Origin of the sequence: Bacillus sp. 3103sda1 (genome assembly GCF_024159135.1) — a bacterium.
GTDB classification, from domain to species: domain Bacteria; phylum Bacillota; class Bacilli; order Bacillales; family Bacillaceae_G; genus Bacillus_A; species Bacillus_A rhizoplanae.
Window position 1 is genome coordinate 2,833,549 of the sequence record NZ_JAMYWS010000001.1, and the last position, 25,646, is coordinate 2,859,194.

At 35.0% G+C, this 25,646-nt stretch carries 29 protein-coding genes and 1 pseudogene; 9 read left to right on the forward strand and 21 right to left on the reverse strand.

Going from position 1 to position 25,646, the window contains the following annotated elements; all coding sequences use genetic code 11:
- The 6 genes from parE to NKR74_RS14040 form a co-directional block, all read right to left on the reverse strand.
- Positions 1-1,965 (reverse strand): DNA topoisomerase IV subunit B, encoded by a 1,965-nt coding sequence (parE, locus tag NKR74_RS14015; RefSeq protein ID WP_253629958.1) that lies wholly within the window; start codon positions 1,963-1,965, stop codon positions 1-3.
- A gap of 506 nt (positions 1,966-2,471) precedes the next feature.
- Positions 2,472-2,885 carry a CoA-binding protein gene (locus NKR74_RS14020; RefSeq protein WP_098309911.1) on the reverse strand — a complete coding sequence of 138 codons (414 nt, stop codon included), beginning with the start codon at positions 2,883-2,885 and terminating at the stop codon, positions 2,472-2,474.
- Between the two features lie 72 nt (positions 2,886-2,957).
- Positions 2,958-4,166, reverse strand: coding sequence for a S1C family serine protease (locus NKR74_RS14025; protein WP_253629959.1), 1,209 nt, complete (start codon positions 4,164-4,166; stop codon positions 2,958-2,960).
- A 173-nt stretch (positions 4,167-4,339) separates the two neighbouring features.
- Complete coding sequence (locus NKR74_RS14030) at positions 4,340-5,017, reverse strand: response regulator transcription factor (RefSeq protein ID WP_253629960.1); 678 nt, start codon at positions 5,015-5,017, stop codon at positions 4,340-4,342.
- A 15-nt stretch (positions 5,018-5,032) separates the two neighbouring features.
- The gene (gene nrdG, locus NKR74_RS14035; RefSeq protein ID WP_253629961.1) at positions 5,033-5,485 is read right to left on the reverse strand and encodes an anaerobic ribonucleoside-triphosphate reductase activating protein; all 453 of its coding nucleotides are present in this window, start codon (positions 5,483-5,485) and stop codon (positions 5,033-5,035) included.
- A complete protein-coding gene (locus NKR74_RS14040) occupies positions 5,482-7,338 on the reverse strand; it encodes an anaerobic ribonucleoside triphosphate reductase (RefSeq protein WP_253631160.1) in 1,857 nt (618 codons plus the stop codon). The genes nrdG and NKR74_RS14040 overlap by 4 nt, the downstream gene beginning before the upstream one ends.
- Before the next feature lie 331 nt (positions 7,339-7,669).
- On the opposite strand from NKR74_RS14040, the gene plsY reads away from it, so the two are divergent.
- Positions 7,670-8,272 (forward strand): glycerol-3-phosphate 1-O-acyltransferase PlsY, encoded by a 603-nt coding sequence (gene plsY, locus NKR74_RS14045; protein WP_253629962.1) that lies wholly within the window; start codon positions 7,670-7,672, stop codon positions 8,270-8,272.
- A 108-nt stretch (positions 8,273-8,380) separates the two neighbouring features.
- Complete coding sequence (locus tag NKR74_RS14050) at positions 8,381-8,671, forward strand: HesB/YadR/YfhF family protein (RefSeq protein WP_098309916.1); 291 nt, start codon at positions 8,381-8,383, stop codon at positions 8,669-8,671.
- A 24-nt stretch (positions 8,672-8,695) separates the two neighbouring features.
- On the opposite strand, the gene NKR74_RS14055 is transcribed toward NKR74_RS14050, so the two are convergent.
- The gene (locus NKR74_RS14055; RefSeq protein ID WP_253629963.1) at positions 8,696-9,115 is read right to left on the reverse strand and encodes an acyl-CoA thioesterase; all 420 of its coding nucleotides are present in this window, start codon (positions 9,113-9,115) and stop codon (positions 8,696-8,698) included.
- A gap of 109 nt (positions 9,116-9,224) precedes the next feature.
- Between NKR74_RS14055 and NKR74_RS14060 the strand changes: the two genes are divergently transcribed.
- On the forward strand, positions 9,225-10,514 hold the full coding sequence (locus NKR74_RS14060) for a glycoside hydrolase family 18 protein (protein ID WP_098309918.1): 1,290 nt from the start codon (positions 9,225-9,227) through the stop codon (positions 10,512-10,514).
- Positions 10,515-10,531: 17 nt separating this feature from the next.
- On the opposite strand, the gene tlp is transcribed toward NKR74_RS14060, so the two are convergent.
- The 5 genes from tlp to NKR74_RS14085 form a co-directional block, all read right to left on the reverse strand.
- A complete protein-coding gene (tlp, locus tag NKR74_RS14065) occupies positions 10,532-10,759 on the reverse strand; it encodes a small acid-soluble spore protein Tlp (protein ID WP_098309919.1) in 228 nt (75 codons plus the stop codon).
- A 105-nt stretch (positions 10,760-10,864) separates the two neighbouring features.
- Positions 10,865-10,999 carry an acid-soluble spore protein N gene (locus tag NKR74_RS14070; protein ID WP_098309920.1) on the reverse strand — a complete coding sequence of 45 codons (135 nt, stop codon included), beginning with the start codon at positions 10,997-10,999 and terminating at the stop codon, positions 10,865-10,867.
- 42 nt (positions 11,000-11,041) lie between these two features.
- Positions 11,042-11,185: an FbpB family small basic protein gene (locus NKR74_RS14075; RefSeq protein WP_098309921.1), complete on the reverse strand. Its 144-nt coding sequence runs from the start codon at positions 11,183-11,185 to the stop codon at positions 11,042-11,044.
- A 158-nt stretch (positions 11,186-11,343) separates the two neighbouring features.
- A complete protein-coding gene (locus tag NKR74_RS14080) occupies positions 11,344-12,234 on the reverse strand; it encodes a 3'-5' exonuclease (protein WP_253629964.1) in 891 nt (296 codons plus the stop codon).
- A 138-nt stretch (positions 12,235-12,372) separates the two neighbouring features.
- Positions 12,373-12,948 (reverse strand): peroxiredoxin family protein, encoded by a 576-nt coding sequence (locus NKR74_RS14085; RefSeq protein ID WP_253629965.1) that lies wholly within the window; start codon positions 12,946-12,948, stop codon positions 12,373-12,375.
- A gap of 276 nt (positions 12,949-13,224) precedes the next feature.
- On the opposite strand from NKR74_RS14085, the gene NKR74_RS14090 reads away from it, so the two are divergent.
- Positions 13,225-13,563 carry a hypothetical protein gene (locus NKR74_RS14090; protein WP_253629966.1) on the forward strand — a complete coding sequence of 113 codons (339 nt, stop codon included), beginning with the start codon at positions 13,225-13,227 and terminating at the stop codon, positions 13,561-13,563.
- A 69-nt stretch (positions 13,564-13,632) separates the two neighbouring features.
- Here NKR74_RS14090 and NKR74_RS14095 read toward each other — a convergent pair whose 3' ends face one another.
- Both NKR74_RS14095 and NKR74_RS14100 read right to left on the reverse strand, forming a co-directional pair.
- Positions 13,633-13,809: a hypothetical protein gene (locus tag NKR74_RS14095; RefSeq protein WP_253629967.1), complete on the reverse strand. Its 177-nt coding sequence runs from the start codon at positions 13,807-13,809 to the stop codon at positions 13,633-13,635.
- Positions 13,810-13,993: 184 nt separating this feature from the next.
- Positions 13,994-14,824, reverse strand: a complete 831-nt coding sequence (locus tag NKR74_RS14100; protein WP_253629968.1) for an alpha/beta hydrolase — start codon at positions 14,822-14,824, stop codon at positions 13,994-13,996.
- 809 nt (positions 14,825-15,633) lie between these two features.
- Here NKR74_RS14100 and NKR74_RS14105 point away from each other — a divergent pair.
- From NKR74_RS14105 to NKR74_RS14115, 3 genes are all read left to right on the forward strand, one after another.
- On the forward strand, positions 15,634-17,013 hold the full coding sequence (locus tag NKR74_RS14105; protein WP_253629969.1) for an aldehyde dehydrogenase: 1,380 nt from the start codon (positions 15,634-15,636) through the stop codon (positions 17,011-17,013).
- A gap of 462 nt (positions 17,014-17,475) precedes the next feature.
- Positions 17,476-17,961, forward strand: coding sequence for a DUF2975 domain-containing protein (locus NKR74_RS14110; RefSeq protein WP_098309927.1), 486 nt, complete (start codon positions 17,476-17,478; stop codon positions 17,959-17,961).
- A gap of 10 nt (positions 17,962-17,971) precedes the next feature.
- Positions 17,972-18,190 (forward strand): helix-turn-helix domain-containing protein, encoded by a 219-nt coding sequence (locus NKR74_RS14115; protein WP_176524649.1) that lies wholly within the window; start codon positions 17,972-17,974, stop codon positions 18,188-18,190.
- A 679-nt stretch (positions 18,191-18,869) separates the two neighbouring features.
- Here NKR74_RS14115 and NKR74_RS14120 read toward each other — a convergent pair.
- The 6 genes from NKR74_RS14120 to NKR74_RS14145 form a co-directional block, all read right to left on the reverse strand.
- Complete coding sequence (locus tag NKR74_RS14120; RefSeq protein WP_098311199.1) at positions 18,870-19,235, reverse strand: hypothetical protein; 366 nt, start codon at positions 19,233-19,235, stop codon at positions 18,870-18,872.
- 527 nt (positions 19,236-19,762) lie between these two features.
- Complete coding sequence (locus NKR74_RS14125; protein ID WP_253629970.1) at positions 19,763-20,656, reverse strand: mechanosensitive ion channel family protein; 894 nt, start codon at positions 20,654-20,656, stop codon at positions 19,763-19,765.
- Positions 20,657-20,944: 288 nt separating this feature from the next.
- Complete coding sequence (locus tag NKR74_RS14130) at positions 20,945-21,361, reverse strand: YkvA family protein (RefSeq protein ID WP_253629971.1); 417 nt, start codon at positions 21,359-21,361, stop codon at positions 20,945-20,947.
- 57 nt (positions 21,362-21,418) lie between these two features.
- Entirely contained in the window at positions 21,419-21,973 is a 555-nt protein-coding gene (locus NKR74_RS14135; RefSeq protein WP_098311193.1) for a GNAT family N-acetyltransferase, read from the reverse strand.
- A gap of 168 nt (positions 21,974-22,141) precedes the next feature.
- Positions 22,142-22,684 carry a hypothetical protein gene (locus NKR74_RS14140; RefSeq protein ID WP_253629972.1) on the reverse strand — a complete coding sequence of 181 codons (543 nt, stop codon included), beginning with the start codon at positions 22,682-22,684 and terminating at the stop codon, positions 22,142-22,144.
- Between the two features lie 99 nt (positions 22,685-22,783).
- A complete protein-coding gene (locus NKR74_RS14145) occupies positions 22,784-23,308 on the reverse strand; it encodes a GNAT family N-acetyltransferase (RefSeq protein WP_253629973.1) in 525 nt (174 codons plus the stop codon).
- 150 nt (positions 23,309-23,458) lie between these two features.
- Between NKR74_RS14145 and NKR74_RS24250 the strand changes: the two are divergent.
- Positions 23,459-23,620: pseudogene (locus NKR74_RS24250) on the forward strand (IS66 family transposase); the annotation flags it as partial.
- Positions 23,621-23,753: 133 nt separating this feature from the next.
- On the opposite strand, the gene NKR74_RS14150 reads toward NKR74_RS24250, so the two are convergent.
- Positions 23,754-24,623, reverse strand: coding sequence for a LysR family transcriptional regulator (locus NKR74_RS14150; RefSeq protein ID WP_098311191.1), 870 nt, complete (start codon positions 24,621-24,623; stop codon positions 23,754-23,756).
- Between the two features lie 97 nt (positions 24,624-24,720).
- Here NKR74_RS14150 and NKR74_RS14155 point away from each other — a divergent pair, with 97 nt between their 5' ends.
- On the forward strand, positions 24,721-25,632 hold the full coding sequence (locus NKR74_RS14155; RefSeq protein WP_253629974.1) for a DMT family transporter: 912 nt from the start codon (positions 24,721-24,723) through the stop codon (positions 25,630-25,632).
- The last annotated feature ends 14 nt before the right edge of the window (positions 25,633-25,646 follow it).

Consider the following 25,646-nt stretch of genomic DNA (forward strand, 5'->3'; position numbering starts at 1 on the left):
TTATTCCACCTCCGTTGCTATAATCATTTCATTTTCTAAAATATTTCCTTCTTCTTGCATACCAAATTGAACATTGCGCTCAATCCATTTACGGCGCGGTTCTACTTTATCCCCCATCAATGTAGCAACCCGGCGATCTGCTCGTGAAGCATCATCAATTTTAACGCGAATTAACGTGCGCGTCTCTGGATTCATCGTTGTTTCCCATAATTGGTCCGCATTCATTTCACCAAGACCTTTATAACGCTGTAGAATATAACCTTTTCCGACCTTTTTCGTGACACCATCAAGCTCTTCATCAGACCAAGCGTATTCAATGACTTCACTTTTCCCCTTTCCTTTACTCACTTTATATAAAGGAGGGAGTGCAATAAATACTTTACCTGCCTCAATTAGCGGCTTCATATAACGATAGAAGAATGTCAATAGCAGTACTTGAATATGCGCACCATCTGTATCGGCATCCGTCATAATAACAATTTTGTCATAATTGATATCTTCAACCGAGAATTCCGCTCCAACACCGCCGCCAATCGCATAAATAATCGTGTTAATTTCTTCATTTTTAAAAATGTCAGCAAGCTTTGCCTTTTCTGTATTAATAACTTTACCACGCAGTGGAAGAACAGCCTGGAAGCGACGATCACGGCCTTGCTTTGCAGAACCGCCTGCAGAATCACCCTCTACTAAATATAGCTCGTTCTTTTGTGGATTACGTGATTGCGCTGGTGTCAGCTTTCCGCTCAATGTTCCTTCTGAACGTTTTTTCTTTTTGCCGCTGCGTGCTTCTTCACGCGCCTTTCGCGCTGCCTCGCGGGCTTGCGCTGCTTTAATTGCTTTTTTCACAAGAAGCGTTGCCACATCCGGATTTTCCTCTAAAAAATACTCTAAATGCTCTGACACAACAGCATCAACAGCTGAACGCCCTTCACTTGTTCCAAGCTTTCCTTTCGTTTGCCCTTCAAATTGAAGCAATTCTTCTGGAACACGAATGGAAACAATTGCAGCTAATCCTTCACGAATATCCGTTCCTTCTAAATTTTTATCTTTCTCTTTTAACAAAGAAACTTTACGTGCATATTCGTTAAATACGCGTGTCATCGCTGTTTTAAATCCAGCTTCGTGCGTACCGCCATCTTTCGTACGTACATTATTCACAAAGGAAAGAATGTTCTCAGAATACCCATCATTAAATTGAAAAGCTAATTCTGCTTCAATTCCGTTTTGCTCTCCAGTAAAATATACAACTGGGTGTAAAGAGTCTTTCTCTTCATTTAAATATGAAACAAACGCTTCAATCCCCGTTTCATAATGAAAAATATCTTCCAAATCGTTACGTTTATCCTGAAGTACAATTTTCATACCTTTTAATAAAAATGCTGATTCACGTAATCTCTCGCATAACGTTTCATAATTATAGTTCGTTGTGCTAAAAATCGTTCGATCCGGTTTAAAATGAATCGTTGTTCCATTATCTTTTGCTTTTCCGATTTTCTCAAGTGTCGTAACCGGAACACCACCATTTTCAAATCGTTGTTCATATACGTAACCATCTCGTTTAATTGTAACAACAAGCCATTCGGACAACGCGTTTACAACTGATGCGCCAACACCGTGCAAACCACCACTTGTTTTATAACCGCCTTGTCCAAATTTACCACCAGCATGGAGTACAGTTAATATGACTTCTGGTGTCGGTTTTCCAAGCTTATGCATTCCTATCGGCATACCGCGCCCTTTATCTACTACACTTATACTGTTATCTTTATGTATTACGACTTTAATTTCATCGCCAAATCCCGCCAATGCTTCATCAACGGAGTTATCTACGATCTCATATACTAAATGATGCAATCCGCGGCTATCCGTACTCCCGATATACATACCCGGGCGTTTCCGAACGGCTTCAAGACCCTCTAGCACTTGAATTGCATTTTCATCATATTGAAACTGACGCTTAGCCAAACTCCTTGCCCCTTTCCTACCCAAAAAATCAGAACATATGTTTTCTATTATAGAATAACGCCTTTTACTCACTTTTGGCAAGTTACGTTATTTCTTTTATATACTATTTTCATAAGAAAAATCCTTGCTTGTCACAAGGATTCCTCTACGCTACTATTTCAGAAAAGTAATCGTTTGTCAACGAAACATGGATATGTATTCCAAAAACAACTACATACTCCACCATTTTATAATCAACAAAATGATAATAATCCAAAATGGAGTGACAAGCAACAATCCCCAAAAACAACCTTTAAAAAACTTCACGATGAACACCTCGTCCATCTGCTCCTCCCTAATGAATAGGAGCTCAATAAACTTCACAAATACGATCTATCCCGCTATTCTTGAGCAGTATCCCCCCGAAGCGAGGAAGATAGGCGGGGAATAACTCCCCGTAAAAGCCCGATTGGTGAGAGCTTTCCATCATTGGGAAGCGAACCGCCCCCAATGATGGAAGTTTCACTTTATCTTGTCATTGCATGTTCAACTTTAATGCAACGATCCATAATGACAGTATAGCCTTTTTCTTTCAAAAAACGATACGTTTCTTCGTCTTGTATACCTAATTGTGCCCAAAATATATCCGCTTCAATCTCAGCAAACTCTTTGGCAACATCCATTAAAAACTCAGAACGACGGAATACATTGACGATATCAACATGCTCTTTTATTTCAGCCAATGATTTTACCGCTTTTTCTCCTAATACTTCACTAACCTTTGGATTAACAGGAATAATACGGTACCCTGCATCTTGCATCGCTTTTGACACCATGTAAGAAGTACGATCTGGATTATCAGATAATCCGACAACTGCAATAGTCTTACTATTCTTTAAAATCTCTCCAATTTCCGCACGAGTTGGATTTTCAATTGTCATATGTAATCCCTCCTGTTAATTTAGTATAGCCGATAAAGAAAGTCTCTTTCAACATGAAAGAGACTTTCTTTATTAATTCGTTCCACTTTTATCAGCTAATGTTACTGTTTTCTTGATTTTCTCACCATTTCGATATGCTGTCACTTCTATTTTATCGCCAACTTTTTTCTTCTCGTATAAATATTTACGGAATTCAACTGCATTATCTATTTTTTGGTCATCCAAGCCAACAACAACATCATATTGCTGCAATCCTGCTTTTTCTGCCGGTGATGCTGGATCAACTTGTCTTAACAGAACTCCATTTGTTACATCTTTTGGTAATTTAAATTGTAATAATGCATAACTTGGGATTTCATCAAGACTCATTACTTGAACACCCATAACAGGTCGTTTTACCTCACCATATTTTTCAAGAGAGTCAAGTACTGGTTTTGCTACATTAATTGGAATCGCAAAGCCAATTCCTTCTACTTCTTGCTGTGCAATTTTACTAGAGTTAATACCGATTACTTCACCATTTTCATTGAATAATGCACCACCGCTATTCCCTGGGTTAATCGCAGCATCCGTTTGAATAACTTGTGCTTGCCAATCAGCACGGTTGTCCCCGTTAATATCAACTGGGATTTCACGATTTTTGCTACTGATAATACCTTCTGTTACACTTCCATCGAAGCCAAGCGGATTACCAATTGCAATCGCAGGTTCTCCCGCACGAATTTTATCTGAATCTCCAAGAGTTGCAACTTTATTAATATTCTTTCCATCAATCTCAACGACAGCTAAATCTAACCATGGATCTTTTCCTACTAGCCTTGCGTCAACCTTCGTTCCATCACTTAACTTCACTTCTAATTTATTTGCACCCTCTACAACGTGGTTATTCGTTACAATAAGTGCTTTATCTCCAACTTTTTTATAAATAACACCTGATCCTGAACCTGCTTCAGCTTCTTGTCCGCCTGCTTGAGGCGAAAATGGATCTACATTTTTTTGGAAATTAATTACACCTACAACTACATCTTTTGCTCCTTCAACCATACCTGCAAGGTCTGTTTCACCCTTTGCTTTATTAGAAACAGGAACTGCTGTTCCCTCTATTTTTGATTGTGAAACCACGCTGTTATTTATCCAAGGCATATACGGTACTGCAAAACTAATCGTAACTGCACCAATAACAGCACCGACAACTCCTGTAAAAAAGTATCCTTTTTTGCTGCGTGATTTTACTGTTTCTGTATAGGCTTCATTCATCTCTTTTTGATCATAGTATCCCATATTCTACTTATCCCCTCTCTGCTTAAATCGTATTTTTAGTATAATCACGGTTTGTGTTCTTTCTGTGAACTTATCGTGAAATCCAAACAAAAAAATACTATTATATTTCATAATTGTCAAGTACATAAAAATTGTACATTTAATTATAAAGATGTATAAATAGAAACAAATATTTACTCTTCAAATTTGTATCCTACACGAATAACTGTACCAATATGAGTTGCTTTATCTCCTAATTTATTACGAAGTTTCTTAATATGAGTGTCTACTGTACGATCATCTCCGTAGTAATCATATCCCCAAAGCTGATCTAATAAATGTTGACGAGATAATACAATCCCTTTATTCTCCATTAAATAAACAAGCAGCTCAAATTCTTTATGCGTTAACGTAATCTCTTCATCGTCTACCATTACAGTACGCGACAAACGATTCACATCGATACCTGCAAGGGAAAGTATATTCTCTTCAGCTTGACCTAACGCACCGTCCGCACGTTTTAATAATGTTTTGGCACGTGCAACTAAAATTTTTGGACTAAACGGTTTTGTTACATATTCGTCTGCTCCTAATTCAAAACCAAGTAAAGTATCATCCTCATCAGAACGAGCTGTTAACATAATGATTGGTACCGCTGATTCTTTTCTTACACGTCTACATACAGACCAGCCGTCAATTTCTGGTAGCATAATATCTAATATAATTAAATCCACTGTATGCTCAGCAAAACGTTCTAATGCTTTCTTTCCATCTTCAGCTTCAATCACTTCAAAGCCCTCATTACGAAAATAATCACTAACAATTTCTCGCAATCTTCTTTCATCTTCAACAAGTAAAACTGTTTTATTCAATTCTATCCCGTCCTTTTACTCCTTCAATCGAATAATACGTTGATTTGAACTTCCGCGAAACGGTAGTGTAAGATCTCGTTTCTCTAGCTCAAACCTTCCATCTACTAATACATCTGCATACTGTAACAACTCTATCATATCATTATTTCGTGAATTTTGTATCTCCTCTAATGTATAGCCTGTATAAATCCATAAATTTTTTTTCATTTTTTTTACCGCTTTTGCTATTACTTTTACTTCAGCAGCTTGAAAAAATGGATCTCCACCTGAAAATGTTACATCCGTAAGAGGATTTTTTTCAATCTCTTTTATTATTTCCTCTTTTGTAACCTCAGTTCCATTATTATTATTCCAAGACTGTGGATTATGGCAGCCAAAACAACGATGCGGACAGCCCGCAAAAAATACGACTGTCCGCAATCCTTCCCCATCTACAATACTATCATGAATGATATTCATTACTCTCATTTATGTTTCACCCGATCCGCTTCTTCACTACGCTTCGCACTGTTCCACTTTGACATATCTCCTACAAGGTATCCTGTAATGCGGCGAATTCTTTCCAAGTCACGTTCATTTTCATTCCCACAGCTTGGACATTCATTCCCAATTATCCCGTGATAACCGCAACATTTACAGCGATCGACTGGGTGATTAATAGATCCATATCCTACACCATACTGTGCCATTGCTTTCACAATTTGCTGTAATGCTTTTTGATTATGAACAGCCGCTCCGTCCAATTCAATATACGTAATATGTCCACCATTACAAAGCGCGTGAAACGGTCCTTCTAAACGAATTTTATCAATGGCTTGAATAGGATAATAAACGGGAATATGAAATGAATTTGTATAATAGTTATGATCTGTTACACCTGTAATTGTTCCAAATTCAGCTCGATCTTTCTTAATAAATTTCCCTGATAATCCTTCTGCAGGAGTTGCAATTAATGAAAAATTCAACTGATGTTCTTCCGTTGCTTGATCCATCTTCTTTCTCATACATTCAATAATTTCATATCCGAGCTTCCATGATTTTTCATCTTCCCCATGATGTTTTCCCGTTAAAGCAACTAAACATTCTGCAAGGCCAATAAAACCAATACTTAATGTACCTTGCTTTAAAATTTCAGCAACAGAATCCTCAGGCTGAAGTTTTTCACCACCACGCCATACTCCTTGTGAATATAAGAATTGGAAATCTCTTGCCTTTTTCGTTGATTGATAAGAGAATCTTTCCAATAATTGACGAATACCAAGGCCAACATAGTAATTTAAAGCTTCAAAAAATGCTTCTTTTGATCCACTCATACACGCTAATTTCACTAAGTTAATAGATGTAAATGATAAATTCCCTCTTCCAATCGCTGTTTCTTCTCCATGAATATTGGACATAACACGAGTACGGCATCCCATATAACACACTTCACTTTCGGGACGACCATCATAATGCATAGCATTAAATGGGGCATCTAAAAATGAAAAGTTGGGAAACAGTCGTTTTGCTGTCGTTTCTAATGCTAGTTCAAATAAATCATAGTTCGGATCTTTTTCTTCAAAATTCACACCTTTTTTTAATTTAAATATTTGGATAGGAAAAATGGGCGTTTCTCCTTTTCCTAATCCAGCTTGCGTCGCTCGTAACAATTGTTTAATTAATAATCTTCCTTCTTTTGATGTATCCGTTCCGTAATTAATTGAAATAAATGGAACTTGTCCACCGCCCCTGCTATGCATGCTATTCGAATTATGAATAAATGCTTCACATGCTTGATACGTATCATTTTCTGTTTCTTTCCACGCAAACTCTTCTACTTGCTTAACTGTTAATGGATATGTAGCTAAACGTTTTTTATTTCTTTCAAACGTTTTTCTCACATACGGTGCTAAATCTATATCAAACAGCGCAAATGATTGACCACCATGCTGCATATTTTGATTCGCTTGAAAAATAATAGAAGAAAGTGCCAACGCACTTTTAATATCTTGCGGCTGTCGCATATATCCGTGCCCTGTATGAAACCCATTTTCAAGCATTTGAGCTAATGGGATTTGCGAACAAGTTGTCGTACCTGTTGCATAAAAATCTAAATCATGCGGATATAAAATATTTTGATTAATTGCTTTTTTCACTTCTTCAGAAAGTAATTGTTCGACCGCGTAATACTTTGCACTCTCAGATGCAAATTTCCCCATCACTCCCATCGGAGACCGACCGTCAACATTCGCATTTTCTTGCATTAAATCTTGTTCATTTGCATAAACAATTTTCGTAAAAATATCCTTTAGATTCTCTTCATATTCATTGTTCTTTTCCATTACTTGCTTCATTTCTTAACCCCCAACAACATCTTGTTAATTCACTATCCAAATGATACTACATATAGTAAGGACGGATATGTGAAAAATGTAACATTCTGTGAAAATTTTTTAAACATTCATCGAACCTTTTTTATTTATCCCTCAACTTATGAATAAATAAGAGCTTCATTAGTGAATGCTTTCTATCAGTGAAAAATGAGAAACCCACTATTAATAGAAATTTCACTTTATAAAAAAGAAATGTGCTCTTTACAAATGTATGGTACAATATACGGGAAAAACTCTTTTTACCCTTTATCAACACATTTGAATAAAGGAGACTGAACTTATGCTTACATATCTTTTATTGATCGTTGCCTATTTACTTGGCTCGATTCCATCTGGGCTTGTCGTTGGAAAGATTGGTTATGGAATCGATATTCGCGAGCATGGCAGCGGAAATTTAGGAGGAACGAATACATTTCGTACGTTAGGGAAAAAAGCGGGTTTCATTGTTACAATTGCTGATATTCTAAAAGGAACATTGGCTACAGCTCTACCGATAATTTTCGGTTTACATATCCATCCTCTATGGTTCGGATTAGCTGCAGTACTTGGTCATGTATACCCAATCTTCGCAAAGTTCCGCGGTGGAAAAGCAGTTGCTACTTCTGCTGGCGTACTATTATGCTACGCGCCAATTACCTTTGTGGTACTAGCTGTTATCTTTTTCACCCTACTATTTACGACGAGATACGTTTCACTTTCTTCTATGTTAACAGCTGTTGCCGCTGTTTTTGCAGCAATTATAAACGGGAATAAAATCTTCATTGTTGCGATGTGTTTATTAGCTGGTATGGTTATTTATCGACACCGTGCAAATATTGGACGAATTATAAATAAAACAGAACCAAAAGCAAATTTAACAAAGAAACAACAAAAACAAAAGTAAGATTGTAACCCACATAACGCAAAAAGAAAACGCAAAGCATATAAATGGCGTCTTTTTGCGTTATTTTTTATACTAAAAGAAAAAGTGATTATGTTGGAGGAACACTAGATGAACATTTCAGTATCAAAAGAAGCAGTAAGCTGGTACAAAAACGAACTTGGTTTACAAACAGGCGATGCCCTTCGCTTTTTCGTACAATATGGTGGATGTAGCACTGTTCAAAAAGGTCTTTCATTAGGAATTCGTAAAGATGAGCCAGCTACTCCTGCTGTACAAATTCAAGAAGATGGTATTACTTTCTTTATTGAAGGCGATGATGAATGGTTCTTTGACGGACATGATTTATCTGTTACATTCAGTAATGATGATGATTTCCCACAATTTCATTATGAAAAATAAAAACGTGGCCTAAGCCACGTTTTTTCATTGTTTCTTTATCTTCTCGTATGTTTCATACCACTCTGGATACAATTTTTTAAAGGATACCGGACGAAATCCTTCTTTTTTTGCACAAATATTTGTTGTAGATGCTGTAATACAACGTTCGCCGTTTTCATTATAAATTTCATAGCCGTAAACAACACGTAGTGGACTGACAGACTCCACCCACGTTTTCACAATTGCTTTTTCTCCATAACGCATTGCTTTTCGATATGTAATTTGCAAATCAAGTACAGGAGATACAATCCCATCATTCTCCATTTCAACATATGAAAATCCTAAATCTTGAATTAATTTCGTACGCCCAAGTTCTAGCCATACTAAATAATTCGCATGGTACACGACACCCATTTGATCCGTCTCTGCATAACGAATGTCAATTTCGTGTTCTGCTACAAACATAGTTTTGTCTCCTTCTCGCTTGCATTTCTTTCTACACCTTTAATCATAATACAGAGAAACTGAAAATAAAATAGAAGCGGCGGATCTTTTTCCTTAAAGGAGTGAGCATATGCTACAAATTATAACTGTACAAAGCGGTGATAACGTATATAAATTAGCACAGAAGTACGGAACCACACCAGAAACAATTGTAAAAGATAATGGACTAAATCCAGCTCAAACACTCGTCATCGGGCAAGCATTGATCGTGAATACGGAAGGAAATACTTATTATGTACAGCCTGGCGATAGCTTATATAAAATTGCCTTAACTTACAATGTACCTCTCGCCAGTTTAGCAAAAGTGAATCATTTATCATTAAAATCCGCACTCCAAGTCGGACAGCAGCTATATGTACCAAAAGGGACAAAAAAAATTATTGAATCTATTGCCTACTTACAGCCATCTACAATTCCGATTAAAGAAAGCTTAGTTACTTCCACCAAAGCTATCAATCCATATTTAACCTACTTGGCCTACTTTAGCTTTGAGGCAAAGCGTGACGGAACACTGAAAGAACCTACACAAGCATCTGAAATCGTCACAATTGCAAAACAAGGGCAAACGATTCCGATGCTTGTTATTACAAATCTTGAAAATGGAAGTTTCAGCCCTGAATTAGCAAGCATTTTTTTACGCAATGAGACAATTCAAAATACGCTCATTACAAATATTTTACAAACAGCACAAAAATATGGAATGCGTGACATTCATTTTGATTTTGAGAACCTTGCACCAGGAGACCGCGAAGTATATAATCAATTTTTACGCAAAGTAAAAACACGTCTACCAAAAGGATATACGCTCAGTACAACTCTCCCCCCAAAAACAAGTTCAACTCAAAAAGGTGCAGCTGCAGCTCAGGACTATAAGGCACAAGGTGAAATTGTTGATTTCGTTATCATTATGACATACGACTGGGGATGGCAAGGTGGACCGCCCCTTGCAGTTTCTCCAATTGGTCCTGTAAAACAAGTCATTCAATACGCAAAATCGCAAATGCCGCCACGTAAAATTATGATGGGACAAAACTTATACGGATTTGATTGGATTCTTCCATTCAAAGAAGGAAATCCTCCTGCAAAAGCAGTTAGCTCTGTTGCTGCTGTTGCGCTTGCCCGGAAATATAATGTCCCAATTCAATACGATTTCACTTCCCAAGCTCCGCATTTCAATTATTACGATGAAAACGGAGTGAAGCATGAAGTATGGTTTGAAGATGCTAGGTCTGTTCAAAGTAAGTTTAATTTAATAAAAGAACAAGGAATTCGCGGTATCAGTTATTGGAAAATCGGCTTACCTTTCCCGCAAAATTGGCGTCTTCTTACAGAAAATTTTTCTATCACAAAAAAAGGCTGACAATTGTCAGCCTTTTCTTACTTATTACGATATGCAGCTTCCTCTTTAATTTCTTTTCGCATTCCTTCAATACTTTCCATGCGGCGCTCATTTTTCGCTTCGATTGCTGCGCGATCTTGCGCATTAGAAAACTCAGCAGCTTCCCTTGCTTCGTTCATATTTTCAATTGTGTTATATACCGCCTCTTGCAATTTCTCAACGTTATCGCTACGATCATCTGGATTTGCTTTGTTTTGTTCTGGCATCATGTCTTCCTCCTTTATTGAAAATACATACAACATTAGTTTGTAAAAAATATCTTTAATTATGTATGCAAAAAAAGAAGGAGAATGCTTCCATTCTCCCTCTCTTTAACCGTTATCAACAATCGGTTGTTTCCCTGATTTGTCTTGCATTTGTTTTCCTTTATTACCACCAGCTGCTCTCGATTGTGTTCCAATCTGGTTTGGAGCAAAATCTTGTGGATGTTTCTTTGGATTACCCATAATATCGCCTCCTTACAACTAGTATCATACTAGCTATAAGAATTATTCAGCCTGTTTGAAAATACGCGTTTCAAATCGCTTCTCTAATTTTTCTTCAATCCGTTCAATTGCATCACGATCATTAAGTAGCTGCCGCTTATTTTCCATCACAAGTTCTTCAAACGTTCTTCGTCGATTTCTTCTCATACTGTTCACCCTTTCTCTTTCGTGTTACTAGTATGAACAGTTAAAAAACTCCCTAATCAGATTTATGAGAAAATTTTATTTTTTAGCATAGTTAATCCATTTAATTACAATACAAACTTCCGCAAGTGTGGAATTCCCACACTTGCGGAAGTTTCACTTTATGAGTGCTGCAAAGTTTGCAATCCCTCCTCATACGCGGCAAGAATGAGGACTTCAAAAGCAATCAAATCCTCAGGCTGATCAATCATGATTCTTGTAACACCCAATTCACTTTTCGTAGCAGGTTCACATGTAACAGTCGGATACACAGCTACTATCTCCTCTTGTCCTTTATTCGTTAATACGTATTTTTTTCTTCCCTTTAGCTTAATTCTTACAAATGAATAAAGTGCTTTGATATCCAAATAATTGCCAACACAAACATGACGAATAACCGTTGTATCTTTGTTATGCTTTTCCAATATTTCTTTTACGATCTCATAGGCTCTTCCTTCTTCCTTTGTTAGACTTTGAGAAGTCACCTTCTTCTCTTTTCCGTTCTTCTCTTCTACACATTTTTGATATACGGCCGCACAAGTGAAACAATCATCTAATGCATTGTGAGAGCGTACTTGAATATGTAAAAATCGTTTCAGTGTTTCTAATTTATGGTTTGGTACATGTTTTATATATCGTTTTGCTAAACTAAGTGTATCCAGCACTATATTTTTTGGTGTACCGAGTCCTAATCGTTCCATATTACTCTTTAAAAACCTCATATCAAAAGAAGCATTATGAGCAATGATCGTATCTTCTCCAATAAATGCAATAAATTCCGGTAATACAATATCAATTGTCGGAGCACTTGCAACATCAAAATTCTGAATACCTGTCAACATTGTAATGCGGCTCGGAATCATCTTTTCTGGATTCACATACGAAACAAATTGATCAGTACATATATGATTTCGATACCGAATTGCAGCCATTTGAATAATATTATCTTGATAAGGATTGAATCCTGTTGTTTCAAAATCGATTACAACATAATTACCTGTAAAATTCCCCATAATCTTCTCCTTAACTTTTTATTTACATTATAACTTAACATAATGAAAGAAGCTCAATTAGCCTTTAAATAGAAAATAGGAATGGCACATATACCATTCCTATTTTCATCTTTTATCCCCACGGATGGAAATTTCACTTTATTTTAATTTCGCGACTCTTTTCTCCATTTCCTTCACCGTCATCGGTCCGATAAATTTATCCTGGATAACTCCTTTTGTATCAATAAAATATGATGTTGGAATTGTAATGACTTTATAAGTAGTCGTTACTTTTATATCTGTATCAAGAAGAATCGGAAAAGTAAGCCCTTTCTCTTCTGCAAATTTCCGTACTTTCTCTTTTCCTTCAGCCCCTTCTGACACTGTATAATTCACCGCTAAAACTTCTACATCTTTCTGATACTTATCATAAAATGCTTGTATATCTGGCATTTCTTGCTGACATGGACCACACCACGTTGCCCAAAAGTTCACAATAACTTTCTTGCCTTTTAAATCAGAAAGCTTCACCTTTGTACCATCAAGCTTGGACAATTCAAAATCAGGCGCTATTTTCCCAATTTCAATGCCATTTTGTGCAATTGCTTCTTTTGCATCCTCTGTACTTTGCTTTTGATTGTCTGTTACTTGTACTTTCTCTTTTCCAAACTGCTCATAAATTGCATAACCAGCTAAACATAATAACACAACAACAATCGATATTTTTCGCCACATATGCACCATTCCTTATATTTTATCTTTGTCCCCAAGGTTCTCACTGATGAAAGTTTTTACTTTATTTTAGCTTATACGGACAAAGATGGAAATATTCTCTATGGAAAAGAAAGTATATTATACAAAAAAATTAAGATTACAATCCTCACAATAAGAAAAAGCAGATGTTTTCTAGTTCTACTCAATCAAATACCGCACTTCATTACATACGAATACTTATTTCTAAAACAATGTCATACATATTAATAAATCTAGAAAGTATGAGGAGTGAACCATATGGAAGAGCATCCAATTACTAAAGAATTACGAATGATAAGGGTATGTCTTGTTATACTCATCATCATTACATTATTTTCGGGTGGAGTCAAAGTGATTAAGACTTCTTCAAACCATCACGACGTTCCACCTACAAATAATGAAGTATATGACAGAAACAATATGATCCAAATTGGAGAGAATACATTCGTTGTTAGAAACACCGATCCTAAAAGCGGCGGTTACAATACGGTTAAAATTTTTACATATAATCCAAAAATAAACAAAATAACCCAAGTAAAAGAATTCAACTTTGAAAACTCCTTCAAATATGTATATCAATTAAGTCAAAGTGAATAGAAGTATAAAAAAGAGATCGAGTAAGGATCTCTTTTTTTAAAGACGTAAATCTAAGATAAATATTACAAGCTACGACTCACTTACATCCTTCCCAATGAAATGAGCACTAGCTAAAATAAAAACAACAGATAACGTCCAACCAATAATCCCTGAATAAGGAAGGATACCTTTTAATAAGAAACTACTTAGTGCCGCACAGCTGCTCAGCAATAAACAACTTACACCAATTTTTCTATTTGTCGACATACCGCTTTCTCCCTCTCCCGTTTATAAAATTATGTACTTGCTCCCTTTTAAAGCAAGTTCTATAATCTATCAAAAACAGATTCGTTTTACCCTAATTCATTAAAAATCTTTCCTAACATTGTTTCCCTTCCCTTTTGGCACATGCAATTGTATTTTAAGACAATTAAATATAGTAATCTCATGTTTATTCCAAAGAGTGAATGAAAGCTTTCATTTTACTTAACGCAAGTTCATCTTGCAAATGAGCATAATGTCCACCATCTAATTCTTGAATAACAATACGAGGGTGCTTTTTCTTAACATGCGCAATATTCCTCTTAATCTTATTTTGTAAATTCACAGGCTCTTGACTTCGATTTCCATAAAGCAATATACTCGGAACCTGTACAGAGGTTAACATTTTAGGAAGATTTGCTCGATATAGTGCTAACAGTAAACTAATACCCTTTGTATTAGCTGGTTGTTGATTTTTTATCGCTTGTCTTATGTACTCATTATCTGGAAATCCATGTTTTCTATTTGGGCTTTTATTCTCTCTTCTGTCTTCTCTTGACGTTGCATTTTCTTCTTTCCCTAATACCTTCTTACCAAAATGCCTATGTAAAAAACTAATAAACGGAACCATAAATCCTAATTTCCCAAACATCTCCACAGGAAACAGCGGTATTTTATCATACCCTATGTCTAATAACATAAGTCCCTCTACTAAAGATGGATAATAAGAAGCATAAGCCAAACAGATGGCTCCTCCCAATGAATGTCCAATTAAAATAACTTTTTCCATATTCAGCTTAGTAATATAACGATGTAACCATGCAGCAGCATCTTCTAGTTTTATAACTCCATCCAAGCCTTGACTTTGTCCAATACCAGGCAAATCAATCATATGCACTTGGTAAAAATCTTTTACAGAATCAGCTATATGCAATCCTATATCACCTGACCAACCTGTTCCTGGCAGAAAGATAATTGGTTGACCATTTCCCACAACCCTTACAAAATGTTCATGCATCATAATTTTCTCCCTTAGCAGTTCTATATTACAAATTATACAATATATTACCATAAATGAGTGAATATTCATTCTATTCTTTCGTATTTACTCATATTTCAATACATGATTAGAGCAGGAAAAATTATCCCATCTATCGAATACATTTTTTGTAAAATGAGAGTCACTTTCAAGAAACATGTACAAATTACTTCGAACCATGATGTTCATTAATGCAATAGCAATCGTTACATATGTGACATATACCCAAAAGGAGTGATTCCCATTTCAGAAATCACACAAATACTGATTACTTGGGCTGGATTCTTCGCTCTTATATTTCTCGTAATAAGAACTGTAAGAGTTTTACAATATCGCAACTGGAGAACATTTATAACAGTACATTTCGGAAAAGATTTTATTATTACTATAAATACATGAATTATCTTACTTTGGATTTTTTACGCAAACTTTCCAGGCCAATTTACTTACATATTAGATTTCTACTACAGAGACTCCATTCTATTTGTAGCCCTGGAATCATTGTTTATCGGAATGATTTGCGGAGCGGCTATTTAATACGGCAGTATTCTTTTAAGCGTACCATTTAGTGCATTGTACCTTTTTATTATGTATCATTATTCATTTCACATCTTCTTAATAGTTATTGAAATAAGTATGCAATATCTTTTTATCAATTGGATTGAAAAGAACTACAAATAAGTAAATTAGGCTTTAGGATTCCCATACTAAAGAAACTATGGAGATGATGAGCATAGAAAATAATAGTATGGTTCAAGATTTACTTACTTGCTATTGGAGGGATTTCCCTAATGGTTGATAATATTCAACAACTTATTCAAGAGCATAGACAATTTTTCCATAATGATTATACAAGAAGTCTTCAATTCCGTCTTGAACAGTTAGAAAAATTAAAAAATTCTATTCAAAAATATGAAAATCAAGTGCTGAGCGCATTATATCAAGATTTACACAAAAGCGAGTTTGAAGCATATGCTGCAGAAATTGGTTTCGCATTTAACAGTATCAATTTTATTATGAAATACCTAAAACAATGGATGAAACCTCAAAAAGTAAAAACACCTATTCATTTTGCGCCTTCCAAAAGTTACATAATAAAAGAGCCATATGGTACAGTGCTAATTATTGGACCTTTTAATTATCCATTCCAATCATTAATGGAACCTCTTATTGGGGCAATTGCGGCAGGAAATTGTGTAGTCCTCAAACCTTCAGAAAATGCGTCAAACGTTTCAGCTGTAATTAACAAAATAATAAGTGAAACGTTTGATAAGCAATATATTCGTGTAATTGAAGGAGACATCGAAACAACTTCTTTATTAATTCATGCACCATTTGACTATATCTTTTTTACTGGTAGCGTTCCAGTTGGAAAAATTGTCATGGAAGCTGCGGCGAAAAATCTTATACCAGTAACATTAGAACTTGGTGGAAAAGGACCAGCTATTGTCGATAAAACAGCTAACCTCGATATAGCAGCCAAACGTATTATCTGGGGAAAATTCATAAATGCTGGGCAATCCTGTATTGCACCTGATTATGTTATTGCACACAAATCTATCAAGGGAAAACTGATTTCAAAAATGAAAGAAATCATCACAAGCTTTTATGGATCAGATGTATCAAAAAGCAATGATTATGGTCGAATTGTCAATGAGAGACAATTCGATAGACTTATTTCTATAGTAGAACAAGACCAAAATAATATTGTATTTGGTGGAAATTCATCTAGAAGTCATTTATATATTGAACCAACACTTCTTGAAGTAAAGTCATGGGATGATGCAGCTATGAAAGAAGAAATTTTCGGACCAATTTTACCAATTATCGAGTACAATGATTTAGATGAGGTCATTCATATGGTTAACAACCATCCCAAACCGTTAGCCTTGTATGTGTTTACTGAAAATAAAAATGTTGAAAAACAGGTATTAGGACGAATTTCTTTTGGGGGAGGATGCGTCAATGATACAATGTCACATATGGCGAATCTCCACTTGCCTTTTGGTGGAGTAGGAAATGCAGGGTTCGGTGCTTATCATGGAAAACATAGTTTTGATACTTTTACACATCGTAAAAGCATTTTAAAGAAAAGCTCAAAGATAGACTTAGGGCTTGTATTTCCACCGTATAAGAACAAAATTAAAATTTTGCGAAAGATTTTTAAATAATAAGAAAGAAACTGTTTACTGAACATAGGGTATGGCAACCAAAAGTAAAATAGGAGTGGAATACCTAATTTAACTATTGCCATTATTATTTATGAAATCTGTCCCCACATTCTTAATACTAAAAAGGCATCCACTGAGAAACAGCAGATGCCTTTTGTGGTTTTAGCGTATTCGATTTTTTATGTGGGTTTTTTAATAACTTCTTCATTGTCCTAATGTTTGTCCTCATTCGTTGTTGATTTACCTTATTAAACTATTTGGAAGTTTTGTTGAACAAGTTGTAAATTTAACATTTTAAAGTAAGAGCATTTCTTTGTAATGAGAAATGCTTTTTATTTTTGTCAAAATTAAAAGGATATTTCAATAACAATAATAATATAATAAGAAACAATATTAATTTATTGTGGAACGATAAATCATATGTTAAAATCATGTTGTCATTAAATAAGTGAGGTGTTTTAAATGAATGTTAAACGAGGTTCAACGACTTTCTTAAAAGTCATTATTTTTATTATAGGACTACCGGTTCTTGCTTTATGTATATTTTTAGTGCCCCATATGGCGAATTTCGCAGCAAAATCGTATCCAAATATTGCCCCAATGAAATATCTCGTTTTCATCGTGATGTATGGAGCGGCTGTGCCTTTTTACTTTGCTCTCTATCAGGCTTTCAATCTTTTACGGTACATTGACGAGAACACAGCGTTCTCGGAATTATCTGTAAAGGCGTTAAAGAACATAAAGTGCTGTGCGATTACAATCAGTGGTTTGTATGTATTAGGTTTGCCACTCTTTCATTTTATAGCGAAGAAAGTTGACCCTCCTATTGCATTAATGGGACTCATCATCATTTTTGCTTCGTTGGTTATCGCCGTTTTTGCTGCTATCCTCCAACGGCTTCTACAAGAAGCGATTAACATAAAATCAGAAAATGATTTGACGGTCTGAGGTGGAGGATATGACAATTATTATTAATATTGATGTGATGTTAGCAAAACGAAAAATGAGCGTAACGGAGCTTTCGGAGAGGGTTGGAATTACTATGGCGAATCTTTCCATTCTGAAAAATGGGAAAGCAAAAGCGGTTCGTTTTTCAACATTAGAAGCGATATGTAAGACTTTGAATTGTCAGCCGGGTGATATTTTGGAGTACAAAAGCGACGAAGATACTCTATAAAAACAGACAACAAAACTACCGGGAGTCGACAGTGAAATTAAGGGATAGCTTAATGTCTATCCCTTCTTTGCGTTTATTGATGTTATTTACTCAGAGAATTCCATTGAGAATTGCATTGATATTAGTGACAAAAAATGTGATGTGATTTGCAATGTTTGCACCTCAAAAGGGAACCCGTTATGAACATTTGGTCTCTCTTTTTTGTTAACTAAACAAATATCAAAATATTTCTATTATAGGACACAAAAAGACAATATGGTATGAAAAATCCAATTCCGTACCATATTTTTAAACAACTTTATTATTCGTTAACATCTACAACTATTTTTTAACAGTCTATTACTTTATTCTTTAGTCTAAAACTTTTTTTGAATGAAACATATATTAGTCAATAACTCACTCGTTTGTCTAGATAGCTGATTATTTTTACTTAATTTATAATCCTTTGTTTAGTCGATTATTCTTATTTTTAAGATCCTCGATGCTTCACATCTGCGGATACGCCTCCCGCTATGGGCTATGTCCTCCTCCAAAACCAATTAACCCTTTATATAATTCCTCTGTTTTATACTCTTTCGCGTATAGTATGTAGTCTTTTCTTTTAAACTAATTTATTCTGAAAAGACTACGGAAATTCTTATTGAACTAAAGCACCCGTTACTCTATTTAGTTAGATAAGTTATTTATTAGAAAGATTGTCAATCACTTGAATAGCTAGTTTCAATGCTTTTATTCTTCTTTCTAAAAGCGTTCTTTGGGGACTACCAGCCTTTGACTTAACATAAATGTTCTCAATTGATGGAAGCAAACCAGTAAGAACATTGCGAGCTTCTGTTAAATCTTCCTGGGTGTAATGATGGGGTCTTTGATTCCAAACGTTTTCTAGCATTGCTAAGCCGATGCAAACAGCTTTGAGTCGTTTCTTTACTAAGGTAGTATTTGCGCCTTTCTGAGTCATCTGTGACAAGGCATTTTCGAGTTTACTGATTGTTGATTGTAAAGATTTTATTGACTCCAATTTATCTACATTTGATATGTTTTCCATGTTAGTACTGTCCCTTCTTCGTTTCTGAATTATTTTGCTTGATACTTGATAAAATCGTTAAGAACCTGATTTCACTCGCAATATTTTAACATAAATAACCAACTCTCTTTGAGCGAGATTCTCAACAAACTGGCCCAATTGTTGAACACAAGTTAACTAACACTCTTCAACTAACCTGCCTGTTAGTCCAATAGGAAGTAAACAACTTTATTATTTTTTAAGCGACTTTATTGTAAATTAAACAACTTTTTGTCACTTAACATAATGTTCCTTATTCCACTAACGCACCATCTCAAATTGCTATTTTTTCCACAATTAGTTATTCAAGAATTTGTCCCGATACATAAAGAATAAGCACAATTCTCGCTACAGAATTGCGCCCGAGTGCGGAAGTTACTTTTTTTTAGGAGGAATTGTTTAACCCCTTAAGCTCATCGAAATCTGCCGGTCTACAAACCCAAATTCTAAATATAATTTCCAATCACACCTCATGAACTGACCTAGGTTCTCCAATCAGCTAGTTTTCTTTACCTGCTTGGTGAAAGCTGCTCTCCAGGAATCTCCTGTAATTTTTCAGTATGAACGAACATATTCGCTGCTGGCATTTGTACTTGATTCTCATGGAATATAGACATTAGTTCAAACCTTACTTGCCTGGAGGTTTCAAAATACTCCTCAGGTTTAACCAAACCTACAATACAAAATTCATACCCAACATATTTAAGATTTGGATTTAAGTCTGTAACACCAACATATTGAAATGATTCAACAGCCTCGTCCTCTATCCTATATAGGCTTTGTTCCAATTTTTCATTGCAGATAACACATACTTTTTCTAACAATTCCTTTATTCTTGTAGGATCTTCCTGATAACTTACCGTAATCCGTTCAAGAACCCGCATCCAGCCTTTGTTAAAATTTTGTATCGTTCTAATCTCTCCATGTGGGATGGTAAGGAGTTTTCCCGACCATTCACGAATTTGCATAAAGCGAATACCAATTTCCTCAATGGTACCTGAACTTGTTCCGTTAAAAGTAACAAAATCGCCGACACGAAACTCTTTGTCCGTTAATCTTGCGAACCCTAATATAACATCTTTTAGCATCTGTTGTGCAGCAAAACCGATGACAACTCCGGCAATCCCTGCACCTGCAAGAATACCTTTTATATCTACAAATTGACTAATTAGATAAAAAACAAGACTGATTAAAATTCCATACCTTAAAATTGAACGAATTACACTTTGAATCGTCTGTTCTACTTCTTCATCAAAAAAGCTTGACTTCCTAAAGAACCAATCAATAATACGGTTTATGACAAAGGACAAAGTCATGAGGACCAAAGCAAATAGTATAAATCTTAAAAGTAAAAACTCCCTTACATAATTAAAAAATTCCTCAGTAACAGTTAATAAATTCATCCATCCACTTCCTTAACTATGTATTTTGATTTTTATTCACAGTTCATCTTCAACAATATGAACCTTTAACGAAACAACTTATTGTCACTCAACAGTTCCTTAATCGATCTTTCAATTCCAGATGTTCTTTTCCTTTTTACTATAAATATACCCCTTTAGATTATCTAAAGGGGTATAAAGGTGCAATTTTTTATAAACGGTACGACTTTATTTCAAATCCACATAAGTAATATTTACTCGTGTTAGATATCTAATTAAATCTATTAGTAACAAGGAATCAACAAAAAACTAGGATAAAACAAGGTTTACAATCCATACGAAAACAATTAGCCAAATGATAATGATAAGAAATCCTGTTATCCAATTCTTAGGTTTATTCATAGATGATTGTCCTTCTATTTTCCTTTTACAATCCTCTAATACTTCTTCAGGGATAAGCTTTAACGCCAAGTAAACACCTAAAGGAACAAGAATGAGATCATCAAGATACCCTAAGATTGGAATGAAATCTGGGATTAGGTCAATAGGACTGAAAGCATAAGCAACAACAAGCATTGTAAATAACTTAGCATACCAAGGGACTCTTTCATCTCGATATGCTAAATACAGTACAAGAAGTTGTTTCTTTAAGTTTTTAGCCCATTTTTTCATTTTCTGTATAGTTGATAACCCTTTTTCTGTTTGAACTTGTTTATTTTGACTCAAAATATCTCCTCTTCTTTTCATTTTTTGTAGTTTTCTATTCTCAGAGAAAGATTAATATTAGAGATTCCTCTCTTTCTCCCCATCTGTTTTCAAAATTGAATAAACTAAAGCATCATTTGAATGATGATTTTGATAAATATAACCTCTCAATAATCCTTCTTTCTGAAAACCTATTTTCAATAATAAATGAGATGATGCCTCATTTTCAGGATAGGTAATAGCTCCGATACGAAATAAATCTAATTCTTGAAAACCATATTCTAAAACCGCTTTAACAGCTTCAGATGCATATCCTTTTCTCCAAAAAGAAGGATGAATATCGTAACCAATTTCAGCTCGTTTACTCCAAAGTTGTAAATTATTATAACCTACTGTACCGACAAAATCCCCCGTTTCCTTCACAACGATTCCCCAACGAATTGCACGTTTTTCTTGAAAATTTTTCGAAAAAGAATCAATCATTCGAACAACCTGCTCCCTCTCTTGAAAACAATTCATACCATAATAACGTGTTACCTCTTCAAGTGAAAAAATATCATATATATTTTGGCTATACGTTTGATTTATCTCAATTAAACTTAAACGGTCGGTTTCTAGAGTTGGGAATGTCATTGAAATCCTCCTTTATTTTTCATCATTATATTAATAACTATATTTAAGATAATTGAAATAAAAGAATATATATTTACATAGTGACATTATTAAAAAAGAAGGGAGTTGAATATATTGTAATACAATGTGATTAGTGGCAATAAAGATATTTAAAATTCTATTAAAAAATTAACCCTTAATCTCAACAAAATCTTGTAAATTTTTTTCAATATGGTTGTTTATTTTTTTTACGGTAAATGGAGAAGTATTTTCAAATATAATATGTAGAGATTCGATAGATGCCTGAAGTCTTTTGTTTTTATCTAGTTCTTCACGTGTGATTGAAAAGTCTTCTAATGTCTCAGGATGATTATAATGCTTTAGTTCTCTTTCAATTTTCTCTAAGAGTGAAAGCATTGATTCATCCTTAAAATACCTTATTCCAGCTTTGAGTGCTGCCCAACTTTGAGGTTGAGCCATAAAATATGCGCTCCACCAGTAGAATTCGGTAAGTGATTTACTTACGTGATTATAGTACGCATAGAACATAAATAACGCTCGTTGACCTTCAGTTAATTGCTCATAAAACTGTTGTTTAATCTGATAACTACTCAAGGTAGTCTGTTCCACTACTCTTTTTTTATAAGTTTTAATAAGAGGTTCAAAGCATCTTTGACTAAGATCAGCACATGTTAATAAATCAAAATCTTGTTTTTTTATCTTGATTTCCAAATAAAATCACCCTCCTAGCTAAATAATACAATACTTCGAAATAAACTATGTAAAAATTAGCATATGGCACAATACGCCGATGAAGTGAATGAAACGATTTTATTGTAAATGCAATGCCATTATAATATTATCTGCATATTGTCCGTTCTCAAATTTAATTTGCTGCTTCTCTCTTCCTTCTTCTTTAAAGCCTATTTTTTCATAAACTTTTATCGCTCTTTCATTTGTTGATATAACACCTAAACAAATTTTTTCTATGCCATCTTGTGTTTTTGCCCAATCTATTAATTGTAAAAGCATTTTTGTTCCTGCACCTTGATTACGATAATTATCTAAAATGCCTATTCCAAATGAGCCGGTGTGATTTAAGCGCTTCATTGAGTTTCTAGTAAACACTAAAAAACCAACAATACGTTCACCGTCTTCTGCAACAAATGTTACACCGCCTTGTTGACTATTTGTTATTGTTCTCTGTTTCTGCATTTCAATATCTACATGAAATTCTTCGCTTGTAACTAGAAAAAACTCATTTTGAGATATAATGCTTTTTCGAATATATAAAATGCATTCTGCGTCTTTTTCTGTTGCCTCTCTTATGAACAATCCAATCCCTCCAATATTCATTCCCTTCTTCTCATTTCTATTTTCCCTTGATTTTAAGTAACACCGTACGTTTGCAATCCCTACTTCCTGTAAATTCAACAGTAAATTCACTGACTCCTGTTAAAAAGAAGACGCTGTATAAAAAGAAGCAAATTGTATCCACAGTTAATTGAGAACGATTTAAGTCCCTATCATTATCTCCACTATTTGTTTGAAACTCTACCAAACATAGATCTAATGAATAAAGAAGAAATAGACAAAGTCTTGCCGTGTTCATCTGATTTACCGTCTATATGCAGAGTACCAATAAAAAATGAAACAAACAAAAAGTAGGCCCGAAATACTCCACTCATGTATTATATTTTAGGGCTACTTGACGTTTACTTTTAAACTTCCATTTCTCGTACAATTTGGACAGAAAATTATAAAGAAAAGGCTCCCCCTTCATATAAGGGATAAGCCTATTTTACAAAGAAAACAGCTCTTGCACCTCTTCAATAAATAATTGGACTGCAAGCGATGATTCCTTTAATGAAGGGACAGCTAGACCAATTTCTCTCCAAACTTGTGGTTCTAGCTCTCGAGTTCGAACATTCGGGGGGAGATTAGATAAGGATAATTCAGCTAAGATGGCCAACCCTAGCCCTTCTTGTATCATATTTAGTGATGTCGTTACGGTAGAAACTGCATATTCAATGCGAAGCGGTACTCCGGCTTGTTTAAACATATCGATAATCGGAGGTTCATATCCCCCTTTAAAAATAATGATTGGTTCATTATTCAAATCCTGTATTGTAATAGCTGATTTCTTATATAGGGTGTGATCATCTCGTAGAACCACAACCATTTTCCCCCTGGTCAATGGGATAATTTCCATTTCTTCATTTGGAAGGATAACTATCCCGATATCGATGACGCGAGACAATAACCAACCTTCTACTTCCTTAAGTGTTCCTTCATAAAGGATCAGCTCTAAGTTCGGATATTTCTGCCGAAAGATGTTAATGATTTTAGGTAAGAAATATGCGGAAGCACTCGGAAAACTTCCAATACGAATTGTCCCTACTTCATGCCCCTTTTCTGCAGCTACTTCTTGTTCCACCTTTTCTATCCCATTCAAAATCTCTCGAATATGAATAAGAATGCGTTTCCCGACATCAGTAAGAATTAATCCTTTTCTCTTATCACGAATGATTAGTGTAACGCCTAATTCTGATTCAATACTAGATATAGCGTGGCTCACAGCTGGTTGTGTCATATTCAGACTTTGAGCAGCTTTCGTGAAACTTCCCATTTCGATGGTTTTTACAAATACTTGAAGTTGCGTAATGGTCATAACTAATTACTTATACTCCTTATAAAAAAGATTCATTTTATTTATTATGTCCAATATCATATCATAGTGAAATGAAATACAACAAGGAGGTCATAACGTGACACAACTTTCGCGAACAAGAATGGCCTTACTTCTCACATTTCTTGTCATCATGTGGGGAATCAATTGGCCTTTGTCAAAATTCGCTCTTCATTATACGCCGCCAGTGTTGTTTGCGGGAATGAGAACAGTGTTAGGCGGATTCATCCTACTTATTTTTGCCTTGCCAAAATATAAAGAGTTGAACTTAAAGAAAACATGGCATTTATACTTTATTTCCGCTTTACTTAATAACATATTATTTTATGGACTTCAGACTATAGGACTTGAATATATGCCAGCTGGCCTGTTTTCAGCTATCGTTTTCCTTCAGCCAGTGCTGCTCGGTATTTTCTCTTGGATTTGGCTCGAAGAAGCAATGTATGGATTAAAAATCTTCGGCTTGATTCTTGGATTTTCCGGTGTGGCTGTTATAAGTTCGAGTGGTTTAAGTGGTCATATTTCTATCGTTGGAATATTACTCGCTTTAGGCTGTTCCCTTGGCTGGGCACTTGGTACGGTGTTCATTAAAAAAACCGGTAATCGTGTAAACGCAATTTGGATGGTTACACTTCAACTGATTATTGGTGGCTTTTTCTTAATCGGGTTTGGATCAGAATTTGAAAGCTGGTCTAGTATTGTTTGGAACGTGCCATTTACATCCATATTATTGTTTGTCTCTATCTTTGTTATTGCATTGGGCTGGTTAGCTTACTTTACACTTATCGGCTCAGGAGAGGCAAGCAAAGTGGGAGCCTATACATTTCTCATTCCACTTATTGCGATTATAACGAGTGCTATTTTTTTACATGAAGCAATTACCCTTAGTCTTTTTGTTGGACTCTTATTCATTGTTGTGAGCATCTGTTGTGTGAATATGAAGCCTAAATCACTTACAATTAAACAACAAGTTGAACCTAAAAAATGTTAATTAAAATTATTAAA

Coding starts and splice junctions, on each gene's coding strand:
- NKR74_RS14020 (WP_098309911.1), bottom strand. CDS start 2,885: ATGACAATTGAAAATCCAACTCGTGCGGAAATTGGAGAGATTTTAAAG.
- NKR74_RS14025 (WP_253629959.1), bottom strand. CDS start 4,166: ATGGGATACTATGATCAAAAAGAGATGAATGAAGCCTATACAGAAACA.
- nrdG (WP_253629961.1), bottom strand. CDS start 5,485: ATGAGAGTAATGAATATCATTCATGATAGTATTGTAGATGGGGAAGGA.
- NKR74_RS14040 (WP_253631160.1), bottom strand. CDS start 7,338: ATGGAAAAGAACAATGAATATGAAGAGAATCTAAAGGATATTTTTACG.
- plsY (WP_253629962.1), top strand. CDS start 7,670: ATGCTTACATATCTTTTATTGATCGTTGCCTATTTACTTGGCTCGATT.
- NKR74_RS14050 (WP_098309916.1), top strand. CDS start 8,381: ATGAACATTTCAGTATCAAAAGAAGCAGTAAGCTGGTACAAAAACGAA.
- NKR74_RS14055 (WP_253629963.1), bottom strand. CDS start 9,115: ATGTTTGTAGCAGAACACGAAATTGACATTCGTTATGCAGAGACGGAT.
- NKR74_RS14060 (WP_098309918.1), top strand. CDS start 9,225: ATGCTACAAATTATAACTGTACAAAGCGGTGATAACGTATATAAATTA.
- tlp (WP_098309919.1), bottom strand. CDS start 10,759: ATGCCAGAACAAAACAAAGCAAATCCAGATGATCGTAGCGATAACGTT.
- NKR74_RS14070 (WP_098309920.1), bottom strand. CDS start 10,999: ATGGGTAATCCAAAGAAACATCCACAAGATTTTGCTCCAAACCAGATT.
- NKR74_RS14075 (WP_098309921.1), bottom strand. CDS start 11,185: ATGAGAAGAAATCGACGAAGAACGTTTGAAGAACTTGTGATGGAAAAT.
- NKR74_RS14080 (WP_253629964.1), bottom strand. CDS start 12,234: ATGGGGAATTTTACAGGTAATTATGTTGTAATCGATTTTGAAACAACA.
- NKR74_RS14085 (WP_253629965.1), bottom strand. CDS start 12,948: ATGTGGCGAAAAATATCGATTGTTGTTGTGTTATTATGTTTAGCTGGT.
- NKR74_RS14090 (WP_253629966.1), top strand. CDS start 13,225: ATGGAAGAGCATCCAATTACTAAAGAATTACGAATGATAAGGGTATGT.
- NKR74_RS14095 (WP_253629967.1), bottom strand. CDS start 13,809: ATGTCGACAAATAGAAAAATTGGTGTAAGTTGTTTATTGCTGAGCAGC.
- NKR74_RS14100 (WP_253629968.1), bottom strand. CDS start 14,824: ATGATGCATGAACATTTTGTAAGGGTTGTGGGAAATGGTCAACCAATT.
- NKR74_RS14105 (WP_253629969.1), top strand. CDS start 15,634: ATGGTTGATAATATTCAACAACTTATTCAAGAGCATAGACAATTTTTC.
- NKR74_RS14110 (WP_098309927.1), top strand. CDS start 17,476: ATGAATGTTAAACGAGGTTCAACGACTTTCTTAAAAGTCATTATTTTT.
- NKR74_RS14115 (WP_176524649.1), top strand. CDS start 17,972: ATGACAATTATTATTAATATTGATGTGATGTTAGCAAAACGAAAAATG.
- NKR74_RS14120 (WP_098311199.1), bottom strand. CDS start 19,235: ATGGAAAACATATCAAATGTAGATAAATTGGAGTCAATAAAATCTTTA.
- NKR74_RS14125 (WP_253629970.1), bottom strand. CDS start 20,656: ATGAATTTATTAACTGTTACTGAGGAATTTTTTAATTATGTAAGGGAG.
- NKR74_RS14135 (WP_098311193.1), bottom strand. CDS start 21,973: ATGACATTCCCAACTCTAGAAACCGACCGTTTAAGTTTAATTGAGATA.
- NKR74_RS14145 (WP_253629973.1), bottom strand. CDS start 23,308: ATGAATATTGGAGGGATTGGATTGTTCATAAGAGAGGCAACAGAAAAA.
- NKR74_RS14150 (WP_098311191.1), bottom strand. CDS start 24,623: ATGACCATTACGCAACTTCAAGTATTTGTAAAAACCATCGAAATGGGA.